This window comes from Bradyrhizobium cedriense (assembly GCF_054602315.1).
In genome coordinates this window covers 226902-248685 of record NZ_JBTSWB010000001.1, presented here as the reverse complement: position 1 = coordinate 248685, position 21784 = coordinate 226902, and the positions used below count along the sequence as shown (strand labels likewise).

Here is a 21784-nt window from a genome sequence, read left to right as displayed (position 1 = left end):
GTTCGTGACAAAAGACCCGCAGCCAAAGCGCAAGCCGGAAAATTGCGCCTTCGTCATCTTTGGCGTGACCGGCGACCTAACCCATCGGCTGGTGATGCCATCGCTCTACAATCTCGCCGCCGAGCATCTGTTACCGGAAAAGTTCTGTGTGGTCGGCGTAGCGCGCAGGGGCCAATCGGACGACGAGCTGCGCGACAGCCTGATGAAGGGCCTGCGCCAGTTCGCGACTCGGCCCGTGGACGACGACATCGCCAGGAAGCTGTTGGAATGCGTGACCTTCGTCGAGGCCGACGCAAAGGATCCGCCCTCGTTCGACCGCCTGCGCGAGCATCTGGATTCGCTGGAGTGCGCGCAAGGCACCGGCGGCAATCGCCTGTTCTACCTCGCGACGCCGCCCGCCGCATTCGCGCCGACGGCGCGCGAGCTCGGCCGCACCGGCATGATGAAGGAGAATGGCGCCTGGCGGCGGCTGGTGATCGAGAAGCCGTTCGGCACCGATCTCGCCTCGGCCCGCGCGCTCAACGCCGAGCTGTTGAAGATCATGGAGGAGCACCAGATCTACCGGATCGATCACTATCTCGGCAAGGAGACGGTGCAGAACATCCTGGTGCTGCGCTTCGCCAACGGCATGTTCGAGCCGATCTGGAATCGCAACCACATCGACCACATCCAGATCACCGTGGAGGAGAAGCTCGGCGTCGGGCATCGCGGCGGCTTCTATGATGCCACCGGCGCGCTGCGCGACATGGTGCCGAACCACCTGTTCCAGCTGATGTCGCTGGTGGCGATGGAGCCGCCGGCACGGTTCGACGCGCATTCGGTGCGCTCCGAGAAGGCCGACGTGCTCACCTCGATCCAGCAGCCGAGCCGCGAAGAGGCGCTCAGGAATTCGGTGCGCGCGCAATATCTGGCGGGGCGCATCGGCGACGACGACATCCCGGACTATCGCAAGACCGAGGACGTCAAGCCCGGCAGCACCACCGAAACTTTCGTCGCGCTGAAGCTGATGATCGACAATTGGCGCTGGGCCGGCGTGCCCTTTTACCTGCGCACCGGCAAGGCACTCGGCCACAAGCGGACTGAAGTCGCGATCAAGTTCAAACAGGCGCCGCTGTCGATGTTTTCAGGCACCGACATCGACCGCCTGTCGCAGAACTTCCTGACCATCGGCATCGCGCCGACCGAGACCATCGAGCTGCAGTTCAACGCCAAGATTCCGGGGCCGAGCATCACCATCGACGGCGTCGAGATGAAGTTCCGATACGGCGACTATTTCCGCGTCGATCCCTCGACCGGCTACGAGACGCTGATCTACGACTGCATGATCGGCGACAACATCCTGTTCCAGCGCGCCGACGGCATCGAGGCCGGATGGCACGCCGTGCAGCCGTTCCTGGACGCCTGGACAAGCGCGGGCACGAACGGCATCGAAACCTATGAGGCCGGCAGCGATGGTCCCGCCTGCGCCGACGAGCTGCTCCGGCGCGACGGGCGAAGCTGGCGGAAGTACTCGTGATGGCCGCGGCGGACCAGCCGAAGCTGATCGTCGCGGCCGACGCCGAAGCTCTGGCGCAAGCGGCGGCCGAACGGGTGATGGCGCGGATCGCCGCCAACTCCGGGCGCATCGCGATCTGCCTCACCGGCGGCTCCAGCCCGAAGAAGCTCTATCAGTTGCTCGGAAGCGAAGCCTGGCGCGGCAGGATCCCGTGGGAGCGCGTGCACTGGTTCATCGGCGACGAGCGCTTCGTGCCCGAAAGCGATCCCCTCAACAACATGGCGCTCGCGCGCGCGGTGTTCCTCGACCGCAACGCACCCGCCGGCCATATCCATCCGATTCCGACCACGGCCGCGAATCCCGATGCCGGCGCTGAGGCCTATGCACGCGAGCTGCAGGCCTTCTATGGCGCAGACCGGCTCGATCCGGGGCGGCCGCTGTTCGATCTCGTCCTGATGGGCGCGGGGCCGGACGGCCACACCGCCTCGCTATTTCCCGGTTATCCCGAGATCGAGGAGACCCGACGCTGGGTCGTCGGCGTCGCCAAAGCCAATGTCTCGCCGTTCGTGCCGCGGGTCTCGCTCACCCTGCCCATTCTGGCCTCCTGCCGCGAGATGTTGTTCGAGATTGCCGGACACGACAAGCGGTCGATCTTGACGCGCCTTCTCAATGGCGAGAACCTGCCGGCCTTGCGCGCGCGCTCGAATGGCGAGACCGTCTGGCTGGTCGACCAAGCCGCGCTTCCGGAGGAAATTCGTGGGCCGCGCTGAGGCACCTTGTGCATTGATCGTGATGGGCGTGTCGGGTTCGGGCAAGAGCACTGTTGCGAAGGCGCTCGGCGAGCGGCTCGGCTGGCGCTTCGAGGACGGCGACAGCTTTCATCCCGCCAGCAACGTCGAGAAGATGCGAGCCGGCCATCCGCTCACCGATGAGGACCGCTGGCCCTGGCTCAATGCGATCGCCGACGAGATCGCGCTCGTGTGCGGACGCGGCGAGCACGTCATCATCGCCTGCTCGGCGCTAAAGCACGCCTATCGCGACGTGCTGCTGCGCGGGCGCGACGACGTCCGCTTCGTCTTCCTGAAGGGCACGAAGGAGCTGATCGCCGAACGGCTGGCCCATCGCAAGGGGCACTTCATGCCGCCCGAGCTGCTGGCGAGCCAATTCAACACGCTGGAGCCGCCCGAGGCGAGCAAGCACGTCGTCACCGTCTCGATCGACGAATCCGTCGAAGCGATCGTCGACGGCGTGGTACGGCAACTGAAACTGGGCGGCGCGAAACGCTAAAGCGCGATGAAATTTGGATGAACCGTCATCGCGCTTTAGCTCTCTTGTCTTAGCATGGTCTTTTCGGGAAGCGCTTCAAGCTTTCCCGGATCGTACTCTGGGAAAGTTCAGGTCCTGCCATGACGCAAATCTCACTCGTGGTGTCCGATGTCGACGGCACGCTGCTGACCAAGGACAAGACGCTGACCGAGCGCGCGAGGAGCGCGGTGCAGCGGCTGCACCGGGCCGGCATCGGCTTCACCATCACTTCCAGCCGCCCCGCGATCGGCATGCGCTTCCTGATCGAGCCGCTGGCGTTGTGGTTGCCGGTCGGCCCGTTCAACGGGTCCTCGATCATCGATCCCGAGATGAGACCGGTCGAGCAGCACCTGATTCCCGCGAGCGCGGCCGAGCGGTCCTTGCAGATTCTCCGCGAGTTCGGCGCCGACGTCTGGCTGTTCACCACCGACAAATGGCTGATCGACAATCCCAGCGGCAGCTACGTCGCCCACGAGCAGCACACGATCCGCGCCGACCCCACCATCGTGTCCGATTTCTCACCCTACCTTTCGAGCGCCTGCAAGATCGTCGGCGCCAGTGCCGATGCCGCCGGGCTCGCCGCTTGCGAGAAAGCGATGCAGGAGGCGCTCGGCCGCGAAGCCAACGCGGTGCGCTCGCAGACCTATTATCTCGACATCACCCCGCCCGGCTTCGACAAGGGCACCTTCGTCGAGGCCATGGCAAAGCGCCTCGGCATCGCGACCGACGCGGTCGCCACGATCGGCGACATGCAGAACGACCTCGCGATGTTCCGCGTCAGCGGTCTCTCGATCGCCATGGGCAACGCCGCCGCCAACGTCAAGGACCAGGCGACCCACGTCACCGCGACCAACGAGCAGGATGGTTTTGCGCAAGCGATGGAGATGATCTTGAAGCGGAATGGGATTGGCTAGATCGCGATCAATTGAGGCTTGATCGCTGCAGCGACGGAGGTGCGCTCCCTCTGCCGCAAACCTGCCGCGGCGATCTACTTCGACCGTTGCACCGCCGGCTTCTCGCTGCCCTGCCTGGCGGCCGAAAGATTGTGCGCCGTGTTGATCAGCGCGATGTGGGTCAGCGCCTGCGGAAAATTTCCGGTCTGGCGCCGCGCCACGGAATCGTATTCCTCCGCCAGCAGTCCGACGTCGTTGGCAATGCTCACGACGCGATCGAACAGGCGTTGCGCCTTGTCGAGATCGCCCGACAGCACATGGGCATCGGCGAGCCACAGGCTGCAGGCCAGGAACGCGCCTTCGAGCGGCGGCTGGTCCGGTGGCAGCTCGCGCGGATCGTGCCGCAGCACGAAGCCGTCGCGCATGAGGCATTTCTCGACCGCAGCGATGGTGCCGCGGATGCGCGGATCCGATGCCGGCAGGAAGCCGACGGCCGGCAGCAGCAGGACGCTGGCATCGAGCAGCTTCGAGCCGTAGGATTCGACGAAGGCGTCTTCCTCAGCGTCGAAGCCCCTGCTGCAGACGTCGTGATGAATGGCATCGCGCAAGGTGCGCCAGTGCAGGAGCGGCGCCTTGAAACCGAAGGTCTCGGCGCTCTTGATGCCGCGGTCGAAGGCGACCCAGGCCATCACCTTGGAGAAGACATAGTGCTTCGGCTGTCCGCGTCGCTCCCAGATGCCGTGATCGGGCCGGTCCCAGACCTCGGCCAGATGGTTGAGCACGGCGCATTCCAGCGCCCAGGTCTGCTCGTCGAGCTCGAGCTTGGCCATGCGCGACTGGTGGAAGGCGTCGATCAATTCGCCGTAGACGTCGAGCTGGAGCTGCGCGTGAGCAGCGTTGCCGACGCGCACGGGCTGGGCGCCCTCGTAGCCGCCGAGCCAGCCCGCCTCCCATTCGAGCAGCCGCCGCTGTCCCCAGATGCCGTACATGATCTGCATGTTCGCCGGCGAACCGGCGGCTGCGCGCAGCAGCCAATTGTGCCAGGCCGAGGCTTCCTCGGTGTAGCCCGAGTTCATCAGCGCCAGAAACGTGAAGGTGGCGTCGCGCAACCAGCAGAAGCGGTAGTCCCAGTTCCTGCTGCCCCCGAGCTTTTCCGGCAGTGAGGTGGTCGGTGCCGCAACGATGCCGCCGGTCGGGGCGAAGGTCAGCGCCTTCAACGTGATCAGCGAGCGCAAGACGAGATCTTGATAGTCGCCGTCGCGGGTGCAGCGGCCGCACCAGTCCTGCCAGAATATCTCGGTCTCCCGGAGAGCGACCTCCGGATCGATCGGCGCGGGCGGCTCGAGATGCGAGGGGCCGTAGGTCAGCACGAATGGCACGGTCTCGTCCGCCCCGACCTCGAATTCGGCAATCGTCGTCAGATCCTCGCCGCGGGTCTGGACGGGTGTTCGCAGCACCGTCATATCTTGGCCGCAGATTGCCAGCAGCGCATGATCCATCCGCCGCACCCAGGGAATGTCGGCGCCGAAGCCGAAGCGAATGACGAGCTCCATCCGCATCTTCACGGTGCCGCTGACGCCGCGGACCAGCCGCACGATGTCGGACGCCTTGCCGCGCGGCGGCATGAAGTCGATCAGCGCGACGGTGCCGTTCTTCGTCTCGAACCGTGTTTCGAGGATGAGGGTGTTGCCGAGATAGCGCCGCGAGATGCGGGTCGCAGCCTCGCTCGGCGCAATCAGCCAGCGGCCGTTCTTGTGCGTGCCGAGGATGGCGGCAAAGCAGGCATCGGAATCGAAAGCAGGCCAGCACAGCCAGTCGATCGAGCCGTTGCGCCCGACCAGCGCCGCGGTCTCGCAATCGCCGATCAGCGCGTAGTCCTCGATCCTCTGAGACAATGTCGTGCGAGCCTCGAAGTCCCCGGCCCTTCAATTCCCGCCGGGCAATGAACGTTCCCGCGTCGCGGCCTTCAAAGCCGCAAGATCGACCTTGGACGCGATCTTGTCGAGCGCGACAGGAAGGCGTTGGCGCCAGTTCGGGTGCTCGTCGATCGTGCCGGGAATGTTGGGTTGGTCGATCACGCCCAGCAGATCTTCCATAGACACCGCGAGCAGCCGCGACGGCGTGCGCGACAGGAAGGCGAGCACCGAATAGAGGTCGTTTGCCCTGATGCCGTTCTGGCGCAGGATCTCGTCGAGCCTGCCGAGCGCGTCCCAGCGCGCCTGGTCGTTCTCGCCGGGATCGAGCCCGAGCGAGCGCTTCATCTTGAGGTCGCTGAAGGAGCGCCAGCCGGCATAGGTCGACAGATCATGCGTGTTCAGCGTGACCAGCGCGTTGGGCCGGTAGTGGTCGACATTACGGAAATGACCGGCATCGTCACGCTCGAACATCATCACGAGGTAGGACCAGATGCCGAAATCCTGCATCGTCTCGCGGAAACCTTCAGGCACGGTACCGAGGTCCTCGCCGATCACGATGCATTTATGGGCCGCGCTCTCGCGCGCCACCGCCGCCAGCAGCGCCTCGAACGGCATCTGGACATAGGCGCCGTTGTCGGGCTTGAAGCCGCGCGGCACCAGATAAAGCCGCTTCAGCCCGAGCACGTGATCGAGCCTGATGGCGCCGGCATGGCGCATCGAGGCCGCGAGCATGTCCGCGAACGGCACGAAGGACTGCGCTTCGAGCCCACCAGCATTGAAACCCGCTAGCCCCCAGTCCTGGCCCACGGTGTTGAGCACGTCGGGCGGCGCGCCGACGGCGAGATGGCGGGAAATCGCCATCTGCTCGTTCCAGGCATCGAAGCCGTTGGACTGCACGCCGACGGCAACATCGAGATAAAGTCCGACCCGCATGCCAAGCCGGCTGGCGAGCTCCTTGGCGGCGTGCAGCTGACTATCGGCCGTCCATTGCACGAACTCGACGAATTCGATCTCGCGCTTGTCCGGGCCAGTGCGCAGCTCGGCGCATTTCGCCTCATCCGGCTGCTGCCATTTCGACGGCCATTCCCACCAGGGTGCGGTGAAGCGATGGCGCAGCACCTCGAAGCAGGCAAAGCGGGACAACAGCGGCGCGCGGGCGGCGCGGAAGGCGTCAAACTCCTTGCGGCGCGCCTCGCTCGCGCTCGTCACGAAGCTGTCATAGGCGGCGCGAAGGCCGCGCCATTTCAATGCCGCCATGTCGGCATAGGGGACCCGATCGCCTTCGCGCAGACGGGCGGCGGTCGCAGCCGCGTCGGGCACGAGGGCTGCCGAGAATTCCGGAATCGCCTCGACGTCGATATAGAGCGGGTTGAGGAAGAGCCGGCTGTTCGGCGAATAGGGGCTGCAATCGGCCGGGCGGTCGTCAAACAGAACATGCAGTGGATTGAGCCCGACGCCGTCAGCTCCGAGCTGCTTGGCAAGCCTGACCAGACCCGCGAGGTCGGTGAAGTCGCCGATGCCCCAATTGCGGTCCGAACGGACGCTGTAGAGCTGGACGGCGAGCAGCCAGCCGCGGTCGAAATCGCCGCCAAAGGCGCGTTCGGGCGCCACGATCATCGGCACCTCTTCCATCACGCCTTCGGCATCGGTCAACGTCAAGCGGTGATATCCGAGCGGCAGGCCGGCGGGCCAGGCGATGACAGGCTCGCGCGTCTCGCCTTGGGCGATCACATTGCCGTTGCCGAGGATCTTCCATTGCAGCGGCGGCGCACCGGTCGCCGCCAATTCCGTGCGCGGATGTCCCAGCGCACGCACCACGACCGGCCCGCTCACGAAGCGGTAGACCCGCTTCTCCGGCAGGGCATCGAGAATCGATTTGAGGGCCACGGGATCGGTGACCCGGAGCTTTCCGAGGGCATCGATGAATTCGGACTGAACGCCCTTGATCCGGGCTTGAGCTAAAAGATCCATTCGGCACGCAGCTTGCAGGCCACCCTTTCAACGGGGGCATCGATTTTAACGAGGTCGCGGAAGACGTTAGTCTGGCCCAACTCACAAGCCTTGCCTGCCGTTCCCAGGGGGAACTAATGACACACAAGCGGCTTTTTATATAGGTATCAAGCGTAGGTTCCCGACAAGGGAAACGGGCCCCTGCTTTCTTGTCAATGGCATCACCGTGAACAAGACAATTCAAACTGTCGAAAGTGCCGCAGCCGGCAGCGCTTTCCTGATCGAGGACGTCTATCCCTTGATCGATGGCGGCCGTTTTGCCGTGAAGCGGATTGCGGGCCAGCCGGTCGAGGTCTGGGCCGACATCTATCGCGACGGCGACGCCGTGATCTCCGCTGCGCTGATCTGGCGCCGCGAGCAGGACCGGGAATGGCGGAGCGAGCCGATGATCCATCATGGCAATGACCGCTGGTCCGGCACCTTCACACCCGTTGAGCCAGGCCAATATGTCTACGCGATCGAAGCCTGGACCGACGAGTTCGCCACCTGGTCTCACGCGGTGGCACGCAAGCAACGCAACGGAGCCGATGTCAGCCTCGACGCGATCGAGGGCGCCGGCCTCTTGACCAAGGCGCATAGCGAGCGGCAGGACGCAGCCATGGTCATCATCAGGCAGTGCGAAGACTATCTCAGGAACGGCGACGTCAATTCGCTGCTCGCAACCGAGCTCTGCGAAGCCATGGCCGAGAGCCAGTCCCGGCCCGACCTGACGCGCTCGCAGCTATTCCCGCTGACGGTCGACCGCGACAAGGCGTGCTTCGGCGCCTGGTATCAGATGATGCCGCGAAGCCAGAGCGCATTGGCGGGACGGCACGGGACGCTGCGCGACTGCATCGCCCGCGTGCCCGACATCGCCGCCATGGGCTTCGACGTGCTCTACTTCACCCCAATCCACCCGATCGGCCATACCCGCCGCAAGGGCCGCAACAATGCACCGGTGGCAAATGAGGGCGAGCCCGGCTCGCCCTATGCGATCGGCTCGGCGGAGGGCCGCCACGATGCGCTTCATCCCGAGCTCGGCACGATCGAGGATTTCCGCGCGCTGGTTGCAACCTGCCTCGAATATGGTCTCGAGCTCGCGCTCGACTTCGCCGTGCAGTGCTCGCCGGACCACCCCTGGCTGACCCAGCATCCGGAATGGTTCAAATGGCGACCGGACCGCTCGGTGCGGACGGCGGACGGTCCCTATTCCGACATCGTCACCCCCGACTTCGCCTCGGTGGATCGCGCCGGCCTGTGGAACGCCTTTCGCGACGCCATGCTGTTCTGGATCGACCATGGCGTGACCATCTTTGCCATCGACAATCACGACACCGCGCCGCTTCCGTTCTGGGAGTGGCTGATCCGCGACATCCGCCGCCGCCATCCCGAGGTGATCCTGTTCTCCAAGACCTTTGCCCGGCCGAAGCTGATGAAGGGCCTCGCCAAGCTCGGCTTTGCGCAGTCCTTCACCTATTTCCCCTGGCGCACCTCGCGATGGGAGCTGGAGCAATATCTCGGCGAGCTGACGCGCAGTCCCGAACGCGATTTCTACCGTCCGCACATGTTCGTCAACACGCCCGACCTGTTGCCCTATCACCTCCAGAGCGGCGAAGCCTGGGCATTCAAGTCGCGCTTCGCGCTGGCGGCGACGCTCTCGGGCAATTACGGCATCTACAGCGGCTTCGAGCTCCTGGAGCACGAGGCGGTCCCCGGCCGCGAAGAATATCTCGACTCCGAGAAGTACCGGATCAAGCAGCGCGACTGGGACAAGCCCGGCAACATCAAGTCCTACATCACCGCGCTCAATCGCATCCGCAACGAAAATGCGGCGCTCCAGCAGACCGTCAATCTGCGCTTCCTCGGCGTCGAGGACGGCGAGACGATCGCCTTCGTCAAGGAGGCAGCCGAGCCTGCCAACACCGTCATCGCCGTGATCGCGCTGTCGCGCCAGGTACGCGAGTTCTGGCTGCCTCTCGGCGACGTCACCATTGACACCCATGGACAGCGCCACCATGTGACGACACTCGAAAACCTCCTCACCGGCGAACGGTCCCGCATCGAATGGGGCGGGATCAGGTTGCGTATCGATCCCGACCGCGATCCCGCGCTCCTGTTCCGCTGCCTGGCGTAAGGATCACGCCATGAATGTTCTGTCTTCCGTCGACACCAAGAAGGTTGAGGCTGCCGAGGTCGTGGATGAGCTCTGGTACAAGGACGCCATCATCTACCAGCTCCACGTCAAGGCCTTCGCCGACAGCAACAATGACGGCATCGGCGACTTCGCGGGACTGACCGAGAAGCTGCCCTACCTCCAGGAGCTCGGCGTCACCGCGCTGTGGCTGCTGCCGTTCTACCCCTCGCCTGGTCGCGACGACGGCTACGACATCGCCGACTACGGCTCGGTCAATCCCGATTTCGGGACGATGAAGGATTTCAAGCGCTTCATCCAGGAAGCGCAGAAGCGCGGCCTGCGCGTCATCACCGAGCTCGTGGTCAACCACACCTCGGACCAGCACAATTGGTTCAAGCGCGCGCGCCGCAGCCATGCGGGCTCCAGCGCCCGCAACTGGTATGTCTGGAGCGACACCGACCAGAAGTACCAGGGCACGCGCATCATCTTCACCGACACGGAGAAGTCCAACTGGACCTGGGATCCCGAGGCCGGCGCCTTCTACTGGCACCGCTTCTTCTCGCACCAGCCGGATCTCAACTTCGACAACCCGCGCGTGGTGAGCGCCATCATCCAGGTGATGAAGCGCTGGTTGGACGCCGGCGTCGACGGCTTCCGCCTCGATGCCATTCCCTATCTCTGCGAGCGCGAGGGCACCTCGAACGAGAACCTTCCAGAGACGCATGCGGTCATCAAGCGGCTGCGCCAGGAGCTCGACGCCTACTCCAAGGGCAAGCTGCTGCTGGCCGAGGCCAATCAATGGCCGGAGGACGTGCAGGAATATTTCGGCCATGGCGACGAATGCCACATGGCCTACCACTTCCCGCTGATGCCGCGCATCTACATGGCGATCGCGCAGGAGGACCGCTTCCCGATCACCGACATCCTGCGCCAGACGCCGGACATTCCCGCGAGCTGCCAATGGGCGCTGTTCCTGCGCAACCATGACGAACTGACGCTGGAGATGGTCACCGACGTCGAACGCGACTATCTCTGGACCACCTACGCGAACGATCCGCGCGCGCGCATCAATGTCGGCATCCGCCGGCGGCTTGCGCCGCTGATGGACAATGACCGCCGCAAGATCGAGCTGATGAATTCGCTGCTGCTGTCGTTCCCGGGCACGCCGATCATCTATTACGGCGACGAGATCGGGATGGGCGACAACATCTATCTCGGCGACCGCAACGGCGTGCGCACGCCGATGCAGTGGAGCCCGGACCGCAATGGCGGCTTCTCCCGCTGCGACCCGGCCCGCCTCTACGCGCCGCTGATCATGGACCCGGTCTACGGCTATGAATCCGTGAACGTGGAGGCGCAGTCGCGCAGCCTTTCCTCGCTGCTCAGCGCCACCAAACGGCTGATCTCCGTGCGCAAGTCGACGCTGGCCTTCGGCCGCGGCACCATGACTTTCATCCGCCCGGCCAACCGCGCCGTGCTCGCCTATGTCCGGCAGTATCGCGACGAGGTGATCCTGTGCGTCGCCAATCTGTCGCGCGCCGCGCAGGCGACCGAGCTCGACCTGTCGCCGTGGAAGGACCGCATCCCGCAGGAGATGCTCGGCCGCACCCGCTTTCCTGCGATCGGCGAACTGCCCTACATGATCACGCTGGGGCCCTACGGCTTCTACTGGTTCCAGCTGCTGGAGCGCGACAAGTCCGAGCCGGTGACGCCGCGCGCGGTGCCGGAGTTCGAGACCCTGGTGGTTCCGGTGAATTCGAACTGGGTGTCGCTCGCCCGCGAGCGCGGCGTGTTCGAGCGCGACGTGCTTCCGGGATTCCTGTCACGGACGCGATGGTATCCCGAGCACAATCCCAAGCACATCAAGACTGCGCTGACCTCGGCGGTGCCGTTCTGCGACATCGGCGACAACAGGCCGTGGATCGCGTTCTTCGAGACCGGGCAAGGAGACACGGCTACACGCTACGTGCTGCCGCTACAGATCGAGTGGATGCGCTTCGACCGCGAGCGTTTCAACCCCAGGGCGCTCGCCGCGGTGCGCCAGGGCGCGCGCGAAGGCACGCTGCTCGACGTCGCGACCGACCAGATCTTCATCGGCCTGTTCCTGCGCAATCTGTCGCAGAATCTAGTGGTGGAAGAGAACAATCTGCGGCTGGAGTTCAGGCCCACCAGCCGCTTCGCCGACTACACCATCAAGGAGCCCGAACGCATCCGCGCGATCGAGCAGTCGAACAGCACCGCGCTCGTCGACAACCAGTACGTCGCCAAGATCTATCGCCGGCTCGAAAGCGGCATCAGCCCCGAGATCGAGATCGGCCACTATCTCACGGAGGTCGCCCGCTTCGCCAATACGCCGGCGTTGCTCGGCAGCGTCGAGCTGGTCGAAGGTAACCAGCACAGCGCCCTCGGCGTGCTGCATGCCTATGTCGAGAACCAGGGCGACGGCTGGACCGTGACCACGGGCTATCTCGATCGCTATATCGACGAACAGCGCGTGCTGCCGGCGGGCGAGAAGCTCCGCGAGACCCAGGGGCAGGCGCCTTACCTGCACTTCGTCGCGCAGATCGGCCGGCGGCTCGGCGAGCTGCATGTCGCTCTCGCCGCGGCAAAGACGGGCGATCTCGCTCCGGAGCCGATCGGCTCCGCATACATCAAGCGCCTGGTATCCGAACTCAAAGCACGCGCCGAACGGATTTTCGACCGGCTGGCCGACAGCCGCGACGGCCTGAGGGAGGCCAACCGGCCGCTGATCGATCAGCTCGCGGAGGCCCGCGCGAGCCTGTCCGACCGCCTGAATGCGCTATTGCCTTCCGGGATCGGCGGGTTGAACATCCGTCATCATGGCGACTTCCGCCTGGGGCAAACTCTGATCGTGAAGGACGATATTTTCATCATCGACTTCGACGGCGATCCACGTGTGCCCTTGGTCGACAAGCGGCGCAAGGCGCCGGCCGCGCGCGACGTCGCGGGCCTGATCCACTCGATTGACGTTTCGATCAACACGGCTCTCAATCGCGCGCTTACGGGCGCCTCCGACGAGCAGGGCCGGCTCGCGGCGGCGCTCGACCAATGGCGCGAGCACGCCACCGCGACCTTCTTGTCCGCCTATCACGAAACCATGACCGATCGGCGGCTGTGGCCGGAAGATCCGCGATCCGCGGAAGGCCTGTTGACGTTCTTCCTGCTTGATCACGCATTCAACGAAGTAGAGTACGAGCTGTCCCACCGGCCTGAGGGGCTGCATGCGCCGCTGACCGGACTGCTTCGCATTCTGTCAAGTGCCGAGAGCGAAGCCCATGCCTAAACTGCCTGCCGAAGCCTACGCGATCATCGAGGGCCGCCACTCCGATCCCTTCCACTATCTCGGGCTGCATCCCGAGAATGGTAGAAGCGTGGTACGCGCGTTCCTGCCCGAAGCCACCAATGTCGAGGCGATCGGCGAGCACGGCGAGGTCGCACCGCTCGACCGCGTCCACGACGCGGGCCTGTTCATCGGACCCCTGCCCAATGGATCGAAGCACTACCAGCTCCGTGCAAAGTTCGGCAACGAGGTCGTCGAGTTCGAGGATGCCTACCGGTTTCCGCCGATCCTGACCGATTTTGATCTCTACCTCCTCGGCGAAGGTTCCCATCAGCGCCTCTACGACAAGCTCGGCGCGCATCCGATGCGGCTCGAGGGCGTGGACGGCATCGGCTTCGTCGTGCTGGCGCCGAATGCGCGGCGCGTATCCGTGGTCGGCGACTTCAATTTATGGGACGGGCGGCGCCACCCGATGCGGGTGCGCGGCAGCGGCTATTGGGAGTTGTTCATCCCGCATGCGAAGACCGGCGATCACTACAAGTTCGAAATCATCGGCCCGCACGGCCATCTGCTTCCGCTGAAATCGGATCCGATGGCATTTGCGAGCGAAGTGCGGCCGAAGACGGCGTCCATCGTGTTCGACGAAGCACATCTGCCGCGGCCGCGACCCGCGCCCGACGGCATCAATGCCCTGTCGGCGCCGATGTCGATCTACGAGGTCCATCTCGGCTCGTGGCGGCGCAAGAACGGCAATGAATGGCTGACCTATCGGGAGCTGGCCGAGCAGCTGCCGGCCTACGCACGCGACATGGGCTTCACCCATCTCGAATTCCTTCCCGTGAGCGAACATCCCTTCGACGGCTCGTGGGGCTATCAGCCGACCGGCCTCTATGCGCCGACCAGCCGCTTCGGCACACCCGATGACTTCGCGACACTGATCGATGCCTGCCACCGCGAGGGCATCGGCGTGCTGCTCGACTGGGTGCCCGGCCATTTCCCTGATGATCCGCATGGTCTCGGCAGTTTCGATGGCACCGCGCTCTACGAGCACGCCAACCCGCTCCAGGGTCGGCACCTCGACTGGGGCACGCTGATCTACAATTACGGCCGCACGGAAGTAACGAACTTCCTGGTGTCGAATGCGCTGTTCTGGCTGGAGCGCTACGCGATCGACGGCCTGCGAGTCGATGCGGTCGCATCCATGCTCTATCTCGACTACAGCCGGCCGCCCGGCGCCTGGGTCCCCAACCAGTATGGCGGGCGGGAGAATATCGAGGCGATCAACTTCCTGCGCCGCTTCAACACCGAACTGTTTGCCCGCTTCCCGCAGGCCACCACTGCCGCCGAAGAGTCCACAGCCTGGCCGCAGGTCTCGCGTCCCGTCGAGTTCGGCGGGCTCGGCTTCGGCTACAAGTGGAACATGGGCTGGATGCACGACACGCTGAGCTACATCAGCAAGGACCCGATCTACCGCAAGCACCACCACGGCGAGATCCTGTTCGGCCTGCACTATGCGTTCTCGGAGAACTTCATCCTGCCGCTGTCGCATGACGAGGTCGTGCACGGCAAGCGCTCCATCCTCGGCCGGATGCCCGGCGACGAGTGGCAGCGCTTCGCCAATCTGCGCGCCTATTACAGCTTCATGTTCGGCCATCCCGGCAAGAAGCTGCTGTTCATGGGCGCGGAGATCGCGCAGAGCCGGGAATGGAATCACGACCAGTCGCTCGACTGGCACCTGCTCGAATACAAGTACCATTCCGGCATCCAGGCGCTGATCCGCGACCTCAACCGGCTGTATCGCGCCGTGCCGGCGCTGCACCAGATGGATTGCGACCAGGCCGGCTTCGAATGGCTGATCACGGACGATGCCAACCGCAACGTGTTCGCCTGGCTGCGCAAGGGCTTCGACGAGCATGCGCGGTGCATGGTGATCGCCAACTTCTCGCCGAACGTCTACCAGAACTATCGCGTTCGCGTGCCCTTCGGCGGCAAATGGAAGGAAGTGCTCAATTCGGACTCCGCCCACTACGGCGGCAGCAATGTCGGGAATGTCGGCGAAGTTCATGCCGAGGGTGGCGAGCTCCGTCTCACCATCCCGCCGCTCGCTGCGATCTTCCTCGTTCCGGAAAGCTGATCGATGCGCCTGACTGCTGGATCGCCCGCGCGGCTCGGCGCAAGCTGGGACGGACGCGGCACCAATTTCGCGCTGTTCTCCGCCAATGCACAGAAGGTCGAGCTCTGCCTGTTCGACGCCCAAGGCCGCCGCGAGCTCGAACGGATCGAATTGCCCGACAGGACCGAGGACGTCTGGCACGGTTATCTCAACGACGTCTCGCCCGGCCAACTCTACGGCTATCGCGTGCACGGACCCTACGAGCCCGAGCACGGCCACCGCTTCAACGCCAACAAGCTGCTGCTCGATCCCTATGCCAAGCGCCTTGCCGGGCGGCTGGTCTGGAGCGATGCGCATTTCGCTTACCGCACCGGAAGCCCACGCGAGGACCTGTCCTTCGACCGGCGCGACAATGCGCGCGGCATGCCGAAGGCGGTCGTGGTCGACGAGACCTTCAATTGGGGACGCCGTGAGATCCGTCCCAACATCCCCTGGGAAGACACCATCATCTACGAGGCCCACGTCAAGGGCCTGACCCAGAAGCGCGACGACGTGCCACCGAATTTGCGCGGCACCTATGGCGGCCTGTCCTCGCCGGCGATGATCGAGCACCTGAAGCGGCTCGGCGTCACCACCATCGAGCTTCTCCCGGTCCACAGCTTCGTCGACGACCGCATCCTCGTGGAAAAGAAGCTCGCCAACTACTGGGGCTACAACACGCTGTCCTTCTTCGCGCCCGAGTCGCGCTACGCGCAGGACAATGCGCTCGATTCCTTCCGTACCACGGTGGCGCGGCTGCACGACGCCGGCATCGAGGTGATGCTCGACGTCGTCTACAACCACACGGCCGAAGGCAATCATCTCGGGCCGACGCTGTGCTATCGCGGCATCGACAACGCCTCCTATTACTGGCTGAACCGCGAGAACCCGCGCTATTACGACGACTTCACCGGCTGCGGCTCGTCGGTGAACCTGACCCATCCGCGCGTCCTCCAGATGGTGATGGATTCACTTCGCTACTGGGTCGAGGTCTGCCATGTCGACGGCTTCCGCTTCGACCTCGCCACCACGCTGGCACGCGGACCGAACGGCTTTGATCGCGGCAGCTCGTTCCTGACCGCGGTGCGGCAGGATCCGGTGCTGGCGACCGTCAAGCTCGTCGCCGAGCCCTGGGACCTCGGCCTCGGCGGCTACCAGGTCGGCGCCTTCCCTTCGCAATGGTCGGAATGGAACGACCGTTATCGCAGCGCCATGCGCCGCTACTGGAGTGGCGAAGGCAGCCTCATCGGCGACATCTCCAGCCGCATGACAGCCTCATCCGACCTGTTCAACCATGACGGACGGCGCCCGCGCGCCAGCATCAACCACATCACCGTGCACGACGGCTTCACGCTCGCCGACCTCTTCAGCTACAACGAGAAGCACAACGAGGCCAATGGCGAGGACAATCGCGACGGGTCCAACGACAACCACAGCAACAATTGCGGCGTCGAGGGTCCGACCGACGACCCCCAGATCATCAGCCTGCGCCGGCAACTGCGCAAGAACGTGCTGGCCTGTCTGATGCTGGCGCAGGGCGTTCCGCTGATCCTCGCCGGCGACGAGGTCGGAAATTCTCAATCCGGTAACAACAACGCCTATTGCCAGGACAACGAGGTCGGTTGGGTCGGCTGGGACAATCTCGGCAAGGAGGGCGACGACATGGTCGATTTCGTCGCCCATCTCGCCGACATCCGCCGCCGGTTCTCGCAGTTGCGCAGCCATCGCTGGCTCGATGGCCGTCCCAAGGACGGCGTCTCGTACGGAGCGCTGTGGCTGACCCCTGCCGGCCACGAGATGACGGAAAGCGACTGGAAATTTCCGGAAGGGCGGTTCCTTTCCTATGTGATGGGGCCGATGGAACCGGGTGGGGCTGCGATCTTTATCGTACTGAACGCCGCTCCCGAAGAGATCGCATTCAAATTGCCCCAAATGACCGAATACAAGAGCTGGCAGCAGATCCTGAACACGACCGATGCCAAGCTGAATACGATCGACTTCCTGCCCGGGAGCGACAGCAAGGCGTCGCCGCGCTCCGTGCTCGCATTCGCGGGGACTCTATGAGACCGTCCTTCGGGGCGAGACCGACGAAGGACGGCGTGTCGTTCCGCCTATGGGCGCCGGCCGCGCGCCGTGTCGACCTCCTGCTCGATCGCAGGCACGCGATGCAGCGCCGGCAGGATGGCTGGTACGTCGCCGACATCGCCGGCCTCACCGCCGGCAGCCCCTACAAGTTCAGGATCGACGACGAGATCGACGTGCCGGATCCTGCTTCAGCCTTCCAGCCCGAGGATGTGTTCGGCCCGAGCGAGGTGATCGATCACGACGCCTTCGTATGGCGCGCGCGCGAATGGCGCGGCCGTCCCTGGGAAGAGACGGTGCTGATCGAGACTCATGTCGGCACCTTCACGCCGGAGGGCACCTACCGCGCCATGATCGACAAGCTCGATCATCTCGCGGCAACCGGCATCACCGCGCTGGAATTGATGCCGCTTGCCGATTTCGCCGGGCGCCGCGGCTGGGGCTATGACGGCGTGCTGTGGTACGCGCCCGACAGCGCCTATGGTCGTCCCGAAGACCTGAAGACGCTGATCGACGAGGCGCATCTGCGCGGGCTGATGGTGTTCCTCGATGTCGTCTATAATCATTTCGGGCCCGAAGGGAATTACCTCGGCCGCTATGCGCCGACCTTCTTCACCGACGCGCACACGCCCTGGGGCAGTGCGATCGACTATCGCGTGCCGCAGGCGCGAGCCTTTGCCGTCGAGAATGCGCTGTCCTGGCTCGGCGACTATCGCTTCGACGGCCTCAGGCTGGATGCCGCCAACCACATCATGGCGATCCCCGGCGAGCAATCGATGCTGCAGGACCTGAGCGTTGCCGCCGGCGAGCTCGCCAAGGCCACGGGACGCCACATCCACCTCGTGCTGGAGAACGGCGACAATCGCGCCAGCCTGCTCGACGCCGCGCAGGAGCCGCCGAACGGCAAATATCGCGGACAGTGGAACGACGATTATCATCACGTCTGGCATGTGATGCTGACCGGCGAGCTCGCCGGCTACTACGCCGACTACCAGACGCCGCGCATGGACCTCGCGCGCGCGCTCGCCTCCGGCTTCGTCTATCAGGGCGAAATCTCGGAGTTCTGGGGCAAGAGGCCGCGGGGCGAGCCGAGCGGTGAGCTGCCGCCGGCAACCTTCGTCAATTTCCTGCAGAACCACGACCAGATCGGCAACCGTCCGCTTGGCGAGCGGCTGGAAAGCCTGGCATTGCCAGAACAGATCGAGGCCGCGCTGGCGGTGACCCTGCTCGCTCCGATGGTGCCGATGCTGTTTCAGGGCGAGGAATGGGGCTCGACAGTCCCCTTCCCGTTCTTCTGCGATTTCCACGGTGGACTCGCCGAGGCCGTGCGCACGGGTCGCAAGCAGGAGTACGCCTGGGCTTACGAAAAATACGGCGACGAGGTGCCCGATCCGCTCGATCCGGCAACGTTGCAATCGGCCGTGCTCGACTGGACCGGCCGCACACCGCGACAGGACGCGCGGCTTGCGCTGGTGAAAGACCTGCTCGCGCTCCGCCGCAAGGAAATCATGCCCAGGCTCAAGGGTGCAAGCTTCGGCGACGCCGAGGCGGCGGACAACGGCCTGCTCACCGCGCATTGGCGGATGGGCGACGGCACGACGTTGCGCCTTGTCGCCAATCTGTCGGATCACGAGAACACCTCCACCCTCGGCGCGGGCACCCCGATCTGGGGCGGCGCCAGCGAGCGGCTTCCGCCCTGGTCGGTGGTCTGGCGTCTCGGAGGTTGACATGCCTCCTGCCATTCCGCTCGCAACCTACCGGCTCCAGCTCACCGCGGATTTCGACTTCGACAAGGCTACCGCGGTCGTTCCCTACCTCAAGGCGCTTGGGATCACGCATCTCTATGCTTCGCCGGTGATGAAGGCGCGCAAGGGCTCGACCCATGGCTACGACACCGTCGATCACAGCCAGTTCAATCCCGAGCTCGGCGGCGAGGCTGGTTTCGCGCGGCTGAGCGAGGCGCTGACCAGGCACGACCTCGGGCTCATCATCGATTTCGTGCCCAACCACGTCGGCGTGCACTTCGCCGACAATCCCTGGTGGCTCGACGTGCTGGAATGGGGCCAGGCCTCGCCGCACGCCGCTTCCTTCGACATCGACTGGGATCAACTGGCCTTCCGCGCACGCGGCGGCGTGCTGCTGCCGATTCTCGGTTCGTCCTATGGCGACGCGCTAGAGGGTGGCGACATCGAGCTGCGCTACGATCCGGAAGAGGGCAGTCTTTCCGCCTGGTATTTCGAGCATCGCCTGCCCATCGCGCCGGAGCGCTATGGCGAGGTGCTGCGCATGATCGTCAAGGAAGCGGACGCAGCGGATACGGAGACCGGCAGGCGTCTGCTCGCGCTCGCCGCACGCTACACTGGATTGCGCCGGCCCAACCGCAAGGAAGCTCCCGGCTTCAAGACCGAGCTCAAGGAGATCGCAGGCGCCGCCGACATCATCGGTCGCGGTCTCGCCGCCTATCGCGCCGGCAAGGACCGCCCGGCGCAGACGCTGACGCTGCATCATCTGCTGGAGCGCCAGCACTACAAGCTCGGGCACTGGCGGCTTGCCTCAAGCGACATCAACTATCGCCGCTTCTTCGACGTCAACGGACTCGCGGGACTGCGCGTCGAGGATCCCGGCACATTTGCCGCCACACACCGGCTGGTGAAGCAACTCATCGCCGACGGCAAACTGCAGGGAATCCGTCTCGATCACATCGACGGCCTGCGTGACCCCGCACAATATTGCCAGCGATTGCGCCGCCTGGTGCGCGACGCCCAGGGTAACACAAAGCCGTTCTATACGGTCATCGAAAAGATCCTGTGCGAGCACGAGCGCCTGTCGCATTTCGCCGGCGTCCAGGGCACCACCGGCTACGAGTGGATGAACGTCATCACGCATCTGCTAGTCGATCCCAAGGGCCTCGGAGCGCTGGACGAGACCTGGCGGCAGATCAGCAACCGGCCGCCGCGGCTGGCGCCTTACGTCAAGGACGCGAAGCGGCGGGTTCTGGAGACGTTGCTCGCCAGCGAATTCACCGTGCTGTCGCGTCTGCTCGCGCGCATCGCTAACGGGCATTATTCGACGCGAGACTTCTCAGCCGACAGCCTGCGACAGGCGCTCGAGCTCTACGTGCTGCATTTCCCGGTCTATCGCACCTACCTGACGCATAGCGGCCCGACGGCACCGGACCGCAAGCTGGTCGAGGACACCATCGAGCGCGCCCGCGGGGAGTGGTTTGCCGCTGACGAAGGCATTTTCGACTTCCTGCGCGATGCCCTCACCATGGACCTGCTCAAGCCCGGCCGCCCCCCGCACAGTGCCCCGCGCGTGCGCCGCTTCGCGCTGAAGGTGCAGCAATTCACCGGGCCGATGATGGCGAAGTCGCTTGAGGACACCGCCTTCTATCAATTCCACCGGCTGCTGGCGCTGAACGAGGTCGGCGGCGATCCCGCGAGCACCGGCCTCACCGTTGCCGCCTTCCACCAGGCCATGCAGGCCCGCGCCAGGGAATGGCCGCAGGGCATGACGGCGACCGCCACCCACGACACGAAACGCGGCGAGGATGCCCGCACCCGGATCGCGGCGCTCAGCGAGCTTCCCGGCGAATGGACCAGCGCGGTGGCGCGCTGGAAGGTGTTGAACGCGCCGCATCTCACACACCGGGGCAGTTTCCGCGCACCGTCCGCGACGTTCGAATACATGCTTTACCAAACCCTGCTCGGGGCCTGGCCGCTCGAGGAGCCGACCGATGCCGCTTTCGTCGAACGCATCCAGGCCTATGCACTCAAGGCCGCGCGGGAAGGCAAGGAGGAGACGAGCTGGCTCAATCCGCATGAAGCTTATGAGAACGGCATACGAGACTTCATCGAGAAGATCCTCGACCCGGCTCAGTCCGCAGAATTCCTGGAGACATTGCAGACCCTGGGTCGCCGCGTCGCGCTGCTCGGCACGTTGAACTCGCTTAGCCAGCTCACACTCAAGGCGATGCTGCCGGGCGTGCCGGACTTCTACCAGGGCACCGAGTTCTGGGACCTGTCGCTGGTCGACCCCGACAACCGTCGCCCGGTGGACTTTGCCGCGCGCCATGCAGCGCTGAGCTCGCTGGAGCATCCGGATTGGCGCGGCCTGAGCAAGAGCTGGCCGGACGGCCAGCTCAAGCTGGCCTGGACGCGACATCTTCTCAAGCTGCGCAATGGACTCGCCGACGTTTTCGCCCAGGGCGATTACCAGCCGCTCGAGGTGCGCGGCGCACATGCCGATCACGTGATCGCCTTCGCGCGCCGTCATGGCCGCGCGGCCGCGATCATCGTGGTCGGGCGTCATTTCGCGCCGTTCACGCAAGGGGGCCGGGACTGGCCCGTGGCGGAAGGCTTCGATGCGACCGTCGATATCAGCGGCTACATGGCGACGGGCCTTGCGGGGAACGAAGTCCCGCTCGCGCAGGCCTGGCGCGATCTTCCAGTAGCCGTCATCGAGGCGCGGACTGCGAACGCGGTGAAGCCGATGCGGCAGCGCGTGCGCGGCTGAGG

The 21784-nt window shown here is 64.9% G+C and carries 12 protein-coding genes; 10 read left to right on the top strand and 2 right to left on the bottom strand.

Features of this window, described 5'->3' with window-relative positions:
• The first annotated feature begins 4 nt into the window (after positions 1–4).
• The 4 genes from zwf (at position 5) to ACYCVF_RS01185 (ending at position 3714) form a co-directional block, all read left to right on the top strand.
• Positions 5–1516, top strand: coding sequence for a glucose-6-phosphate dehydrogenase (gene zwf / locus ACYCVF_RS01200; RefSeq protein ID WP_459596700.1), 1512 nt, complete (start codon positions 5–7; stop codon positions 1514–1516).
• Entirely contained in the window at positions 1516–2265 is a 750-nt protein-coding gene (pgl, locus tag ACYCVF_RS01195; protein ID WP_459596698.1) for a 6-phosphogluconolactonase, read from the top strand. Before zwf ends, pgl begins: the two co-directional genes overlap by 1 nt.
• Positions 2252–2782 carry a gluconokinase gene (locus tag ACYCVF_RS01190; RefSeq protein WP_459596696.1) on the top strand — a complete coding sequence of 177 codons (531 nt, stop codon included), beginning with the start codon at positions 2252–2254 and terminating at the stop codon, positions 2780–2782. Before pgl ends, ACYCVF_RS01190 begins: the two co-directional genes overlap by 14 nt.
• A gap of 119 nt (positions 2783–2901) precedes the next feature.
• On the top strand, positions 2902–3714 hold the full coding sequence (locus tag ACYCVF_RS01185; protein ID WP_459596695.1) for an HAD family hydrolase: 813 nt from the start codon (positions 2902–2904) through the stop codon (positions 3712–3714).
• Positions 3715–3788: 74 nt separating this feature from the next.
• Here the strand turns inward: ACYCVF_RS01185 and ACYCVF_RS01180 are convergent, their stop codons facing one another.
• The gene (locus tag ACYCVF_RS01180) at positions 3789–5588 is read right to left on the bottom strand and encodes a glycoside hydrolase family 15 protein (RefSeq protein WP_459596694.1); all 1800 of its coding nucleotides are present in this window, start codon (positions 5586–5588) and stop codon (positions 3789–3791) included.
• A 30-nt stretch (positions 5589–5618) separates the two neighbouring features.
• Positions 5619–7580 carry a 4-alpha-glucanotransferase gene (gene malQ, locus ACYCVF_RS01175; protein ID WP_459596693.1) on the bottom strand — a complete coding sequence of 654 codons (1962 nt, stop codon included), beginning with the start codon at positions 7578–7580 and terminating at the stop codon, positions 5619–5621.
• A gap of 205 nt (positions 7581–7785) precedes the next feature.
• On the opposite strand from malQ, the gene ACYCVF_RS01170 reads away from it, so the two are divergent.
• The 6 genes from ACYCVF_RS01170 to treY are packed head-to-tail and all read left to right on the top strand — an operon-like array spanning position 7786 to position 21782.
• Positions 7786–9732, top strand: coding sequence for a maltotransferase domain-containing protein (locus ACYCVF_RS01170; RefSeq protein ID WP_459596692.1), 1947 nt, complete (start codon positions 7786–7788; stop codon positions 9730–9732).
• Between the two features lie 10 nt (positions 9733–9742).
• Complete coding sequence (treS, locus tag ACYCVF_RS01165) at positions 9743–13036, top strand: maltose alpha-D-glucosyltransferase (protein ID WP_459596691.1); 3294 nt, start codon at positions 9743–9745, stop codon at positions 13034–13036.
• A complete protein-coding gene (gene glgB / locus ACYCVF_RS01160) occupies positions 13029–15167 on the top strand; it encodes a 1,4-alpha-glucan branching protein GlgB (protein WP_459596690.1) in 2139 nt (712 codons plus the stop codon). Before treS ends, glgB begins: the two co-directional genes overlap by 8 nt.
• Positions 15168–15170: 3 nt before the next feature.
• The gene (glgX, locus tag ACYCVF_RS01155) at positions 15171–17249 is read left to right on the top strand and encodes a glycogen debranching protein GlgX (RefSeq protein WP_459596689.1); all 2079 of its coding nucleotides are present in this window, start codon (positions 15171–15173) and stop codon (positions 17247–17249) included.
• Entirely contained in the window at positions 17246–18994 is a 1749-nt protein-coding gene (treZ, locus tag ACYCVF_RS01150; protein WP_459596688.1) for a malto-oligosyltrehalose trehalohydrolase, read from the top strand. Before glgX ends, treZ begins: the two co-directional genes overlap by 4 nt.
• A gap of 1 nt (position 18995) precedes the next feature.
• Positions 18996–21782 carry a malto-oligosyltrehalose synthase gene (gene treY, locus ACYCVF_RS01145; protein ID WP_459596687.1) on the top strand — a complete coding sequence of 929 codons (2787 nt, stop codon included), beginning with the start codon at positions 18996–18998 and terminating at the stop codon, positions 21780–21782.
• Positions 21783–21784 lie beyond the last annotated feature (2 nt).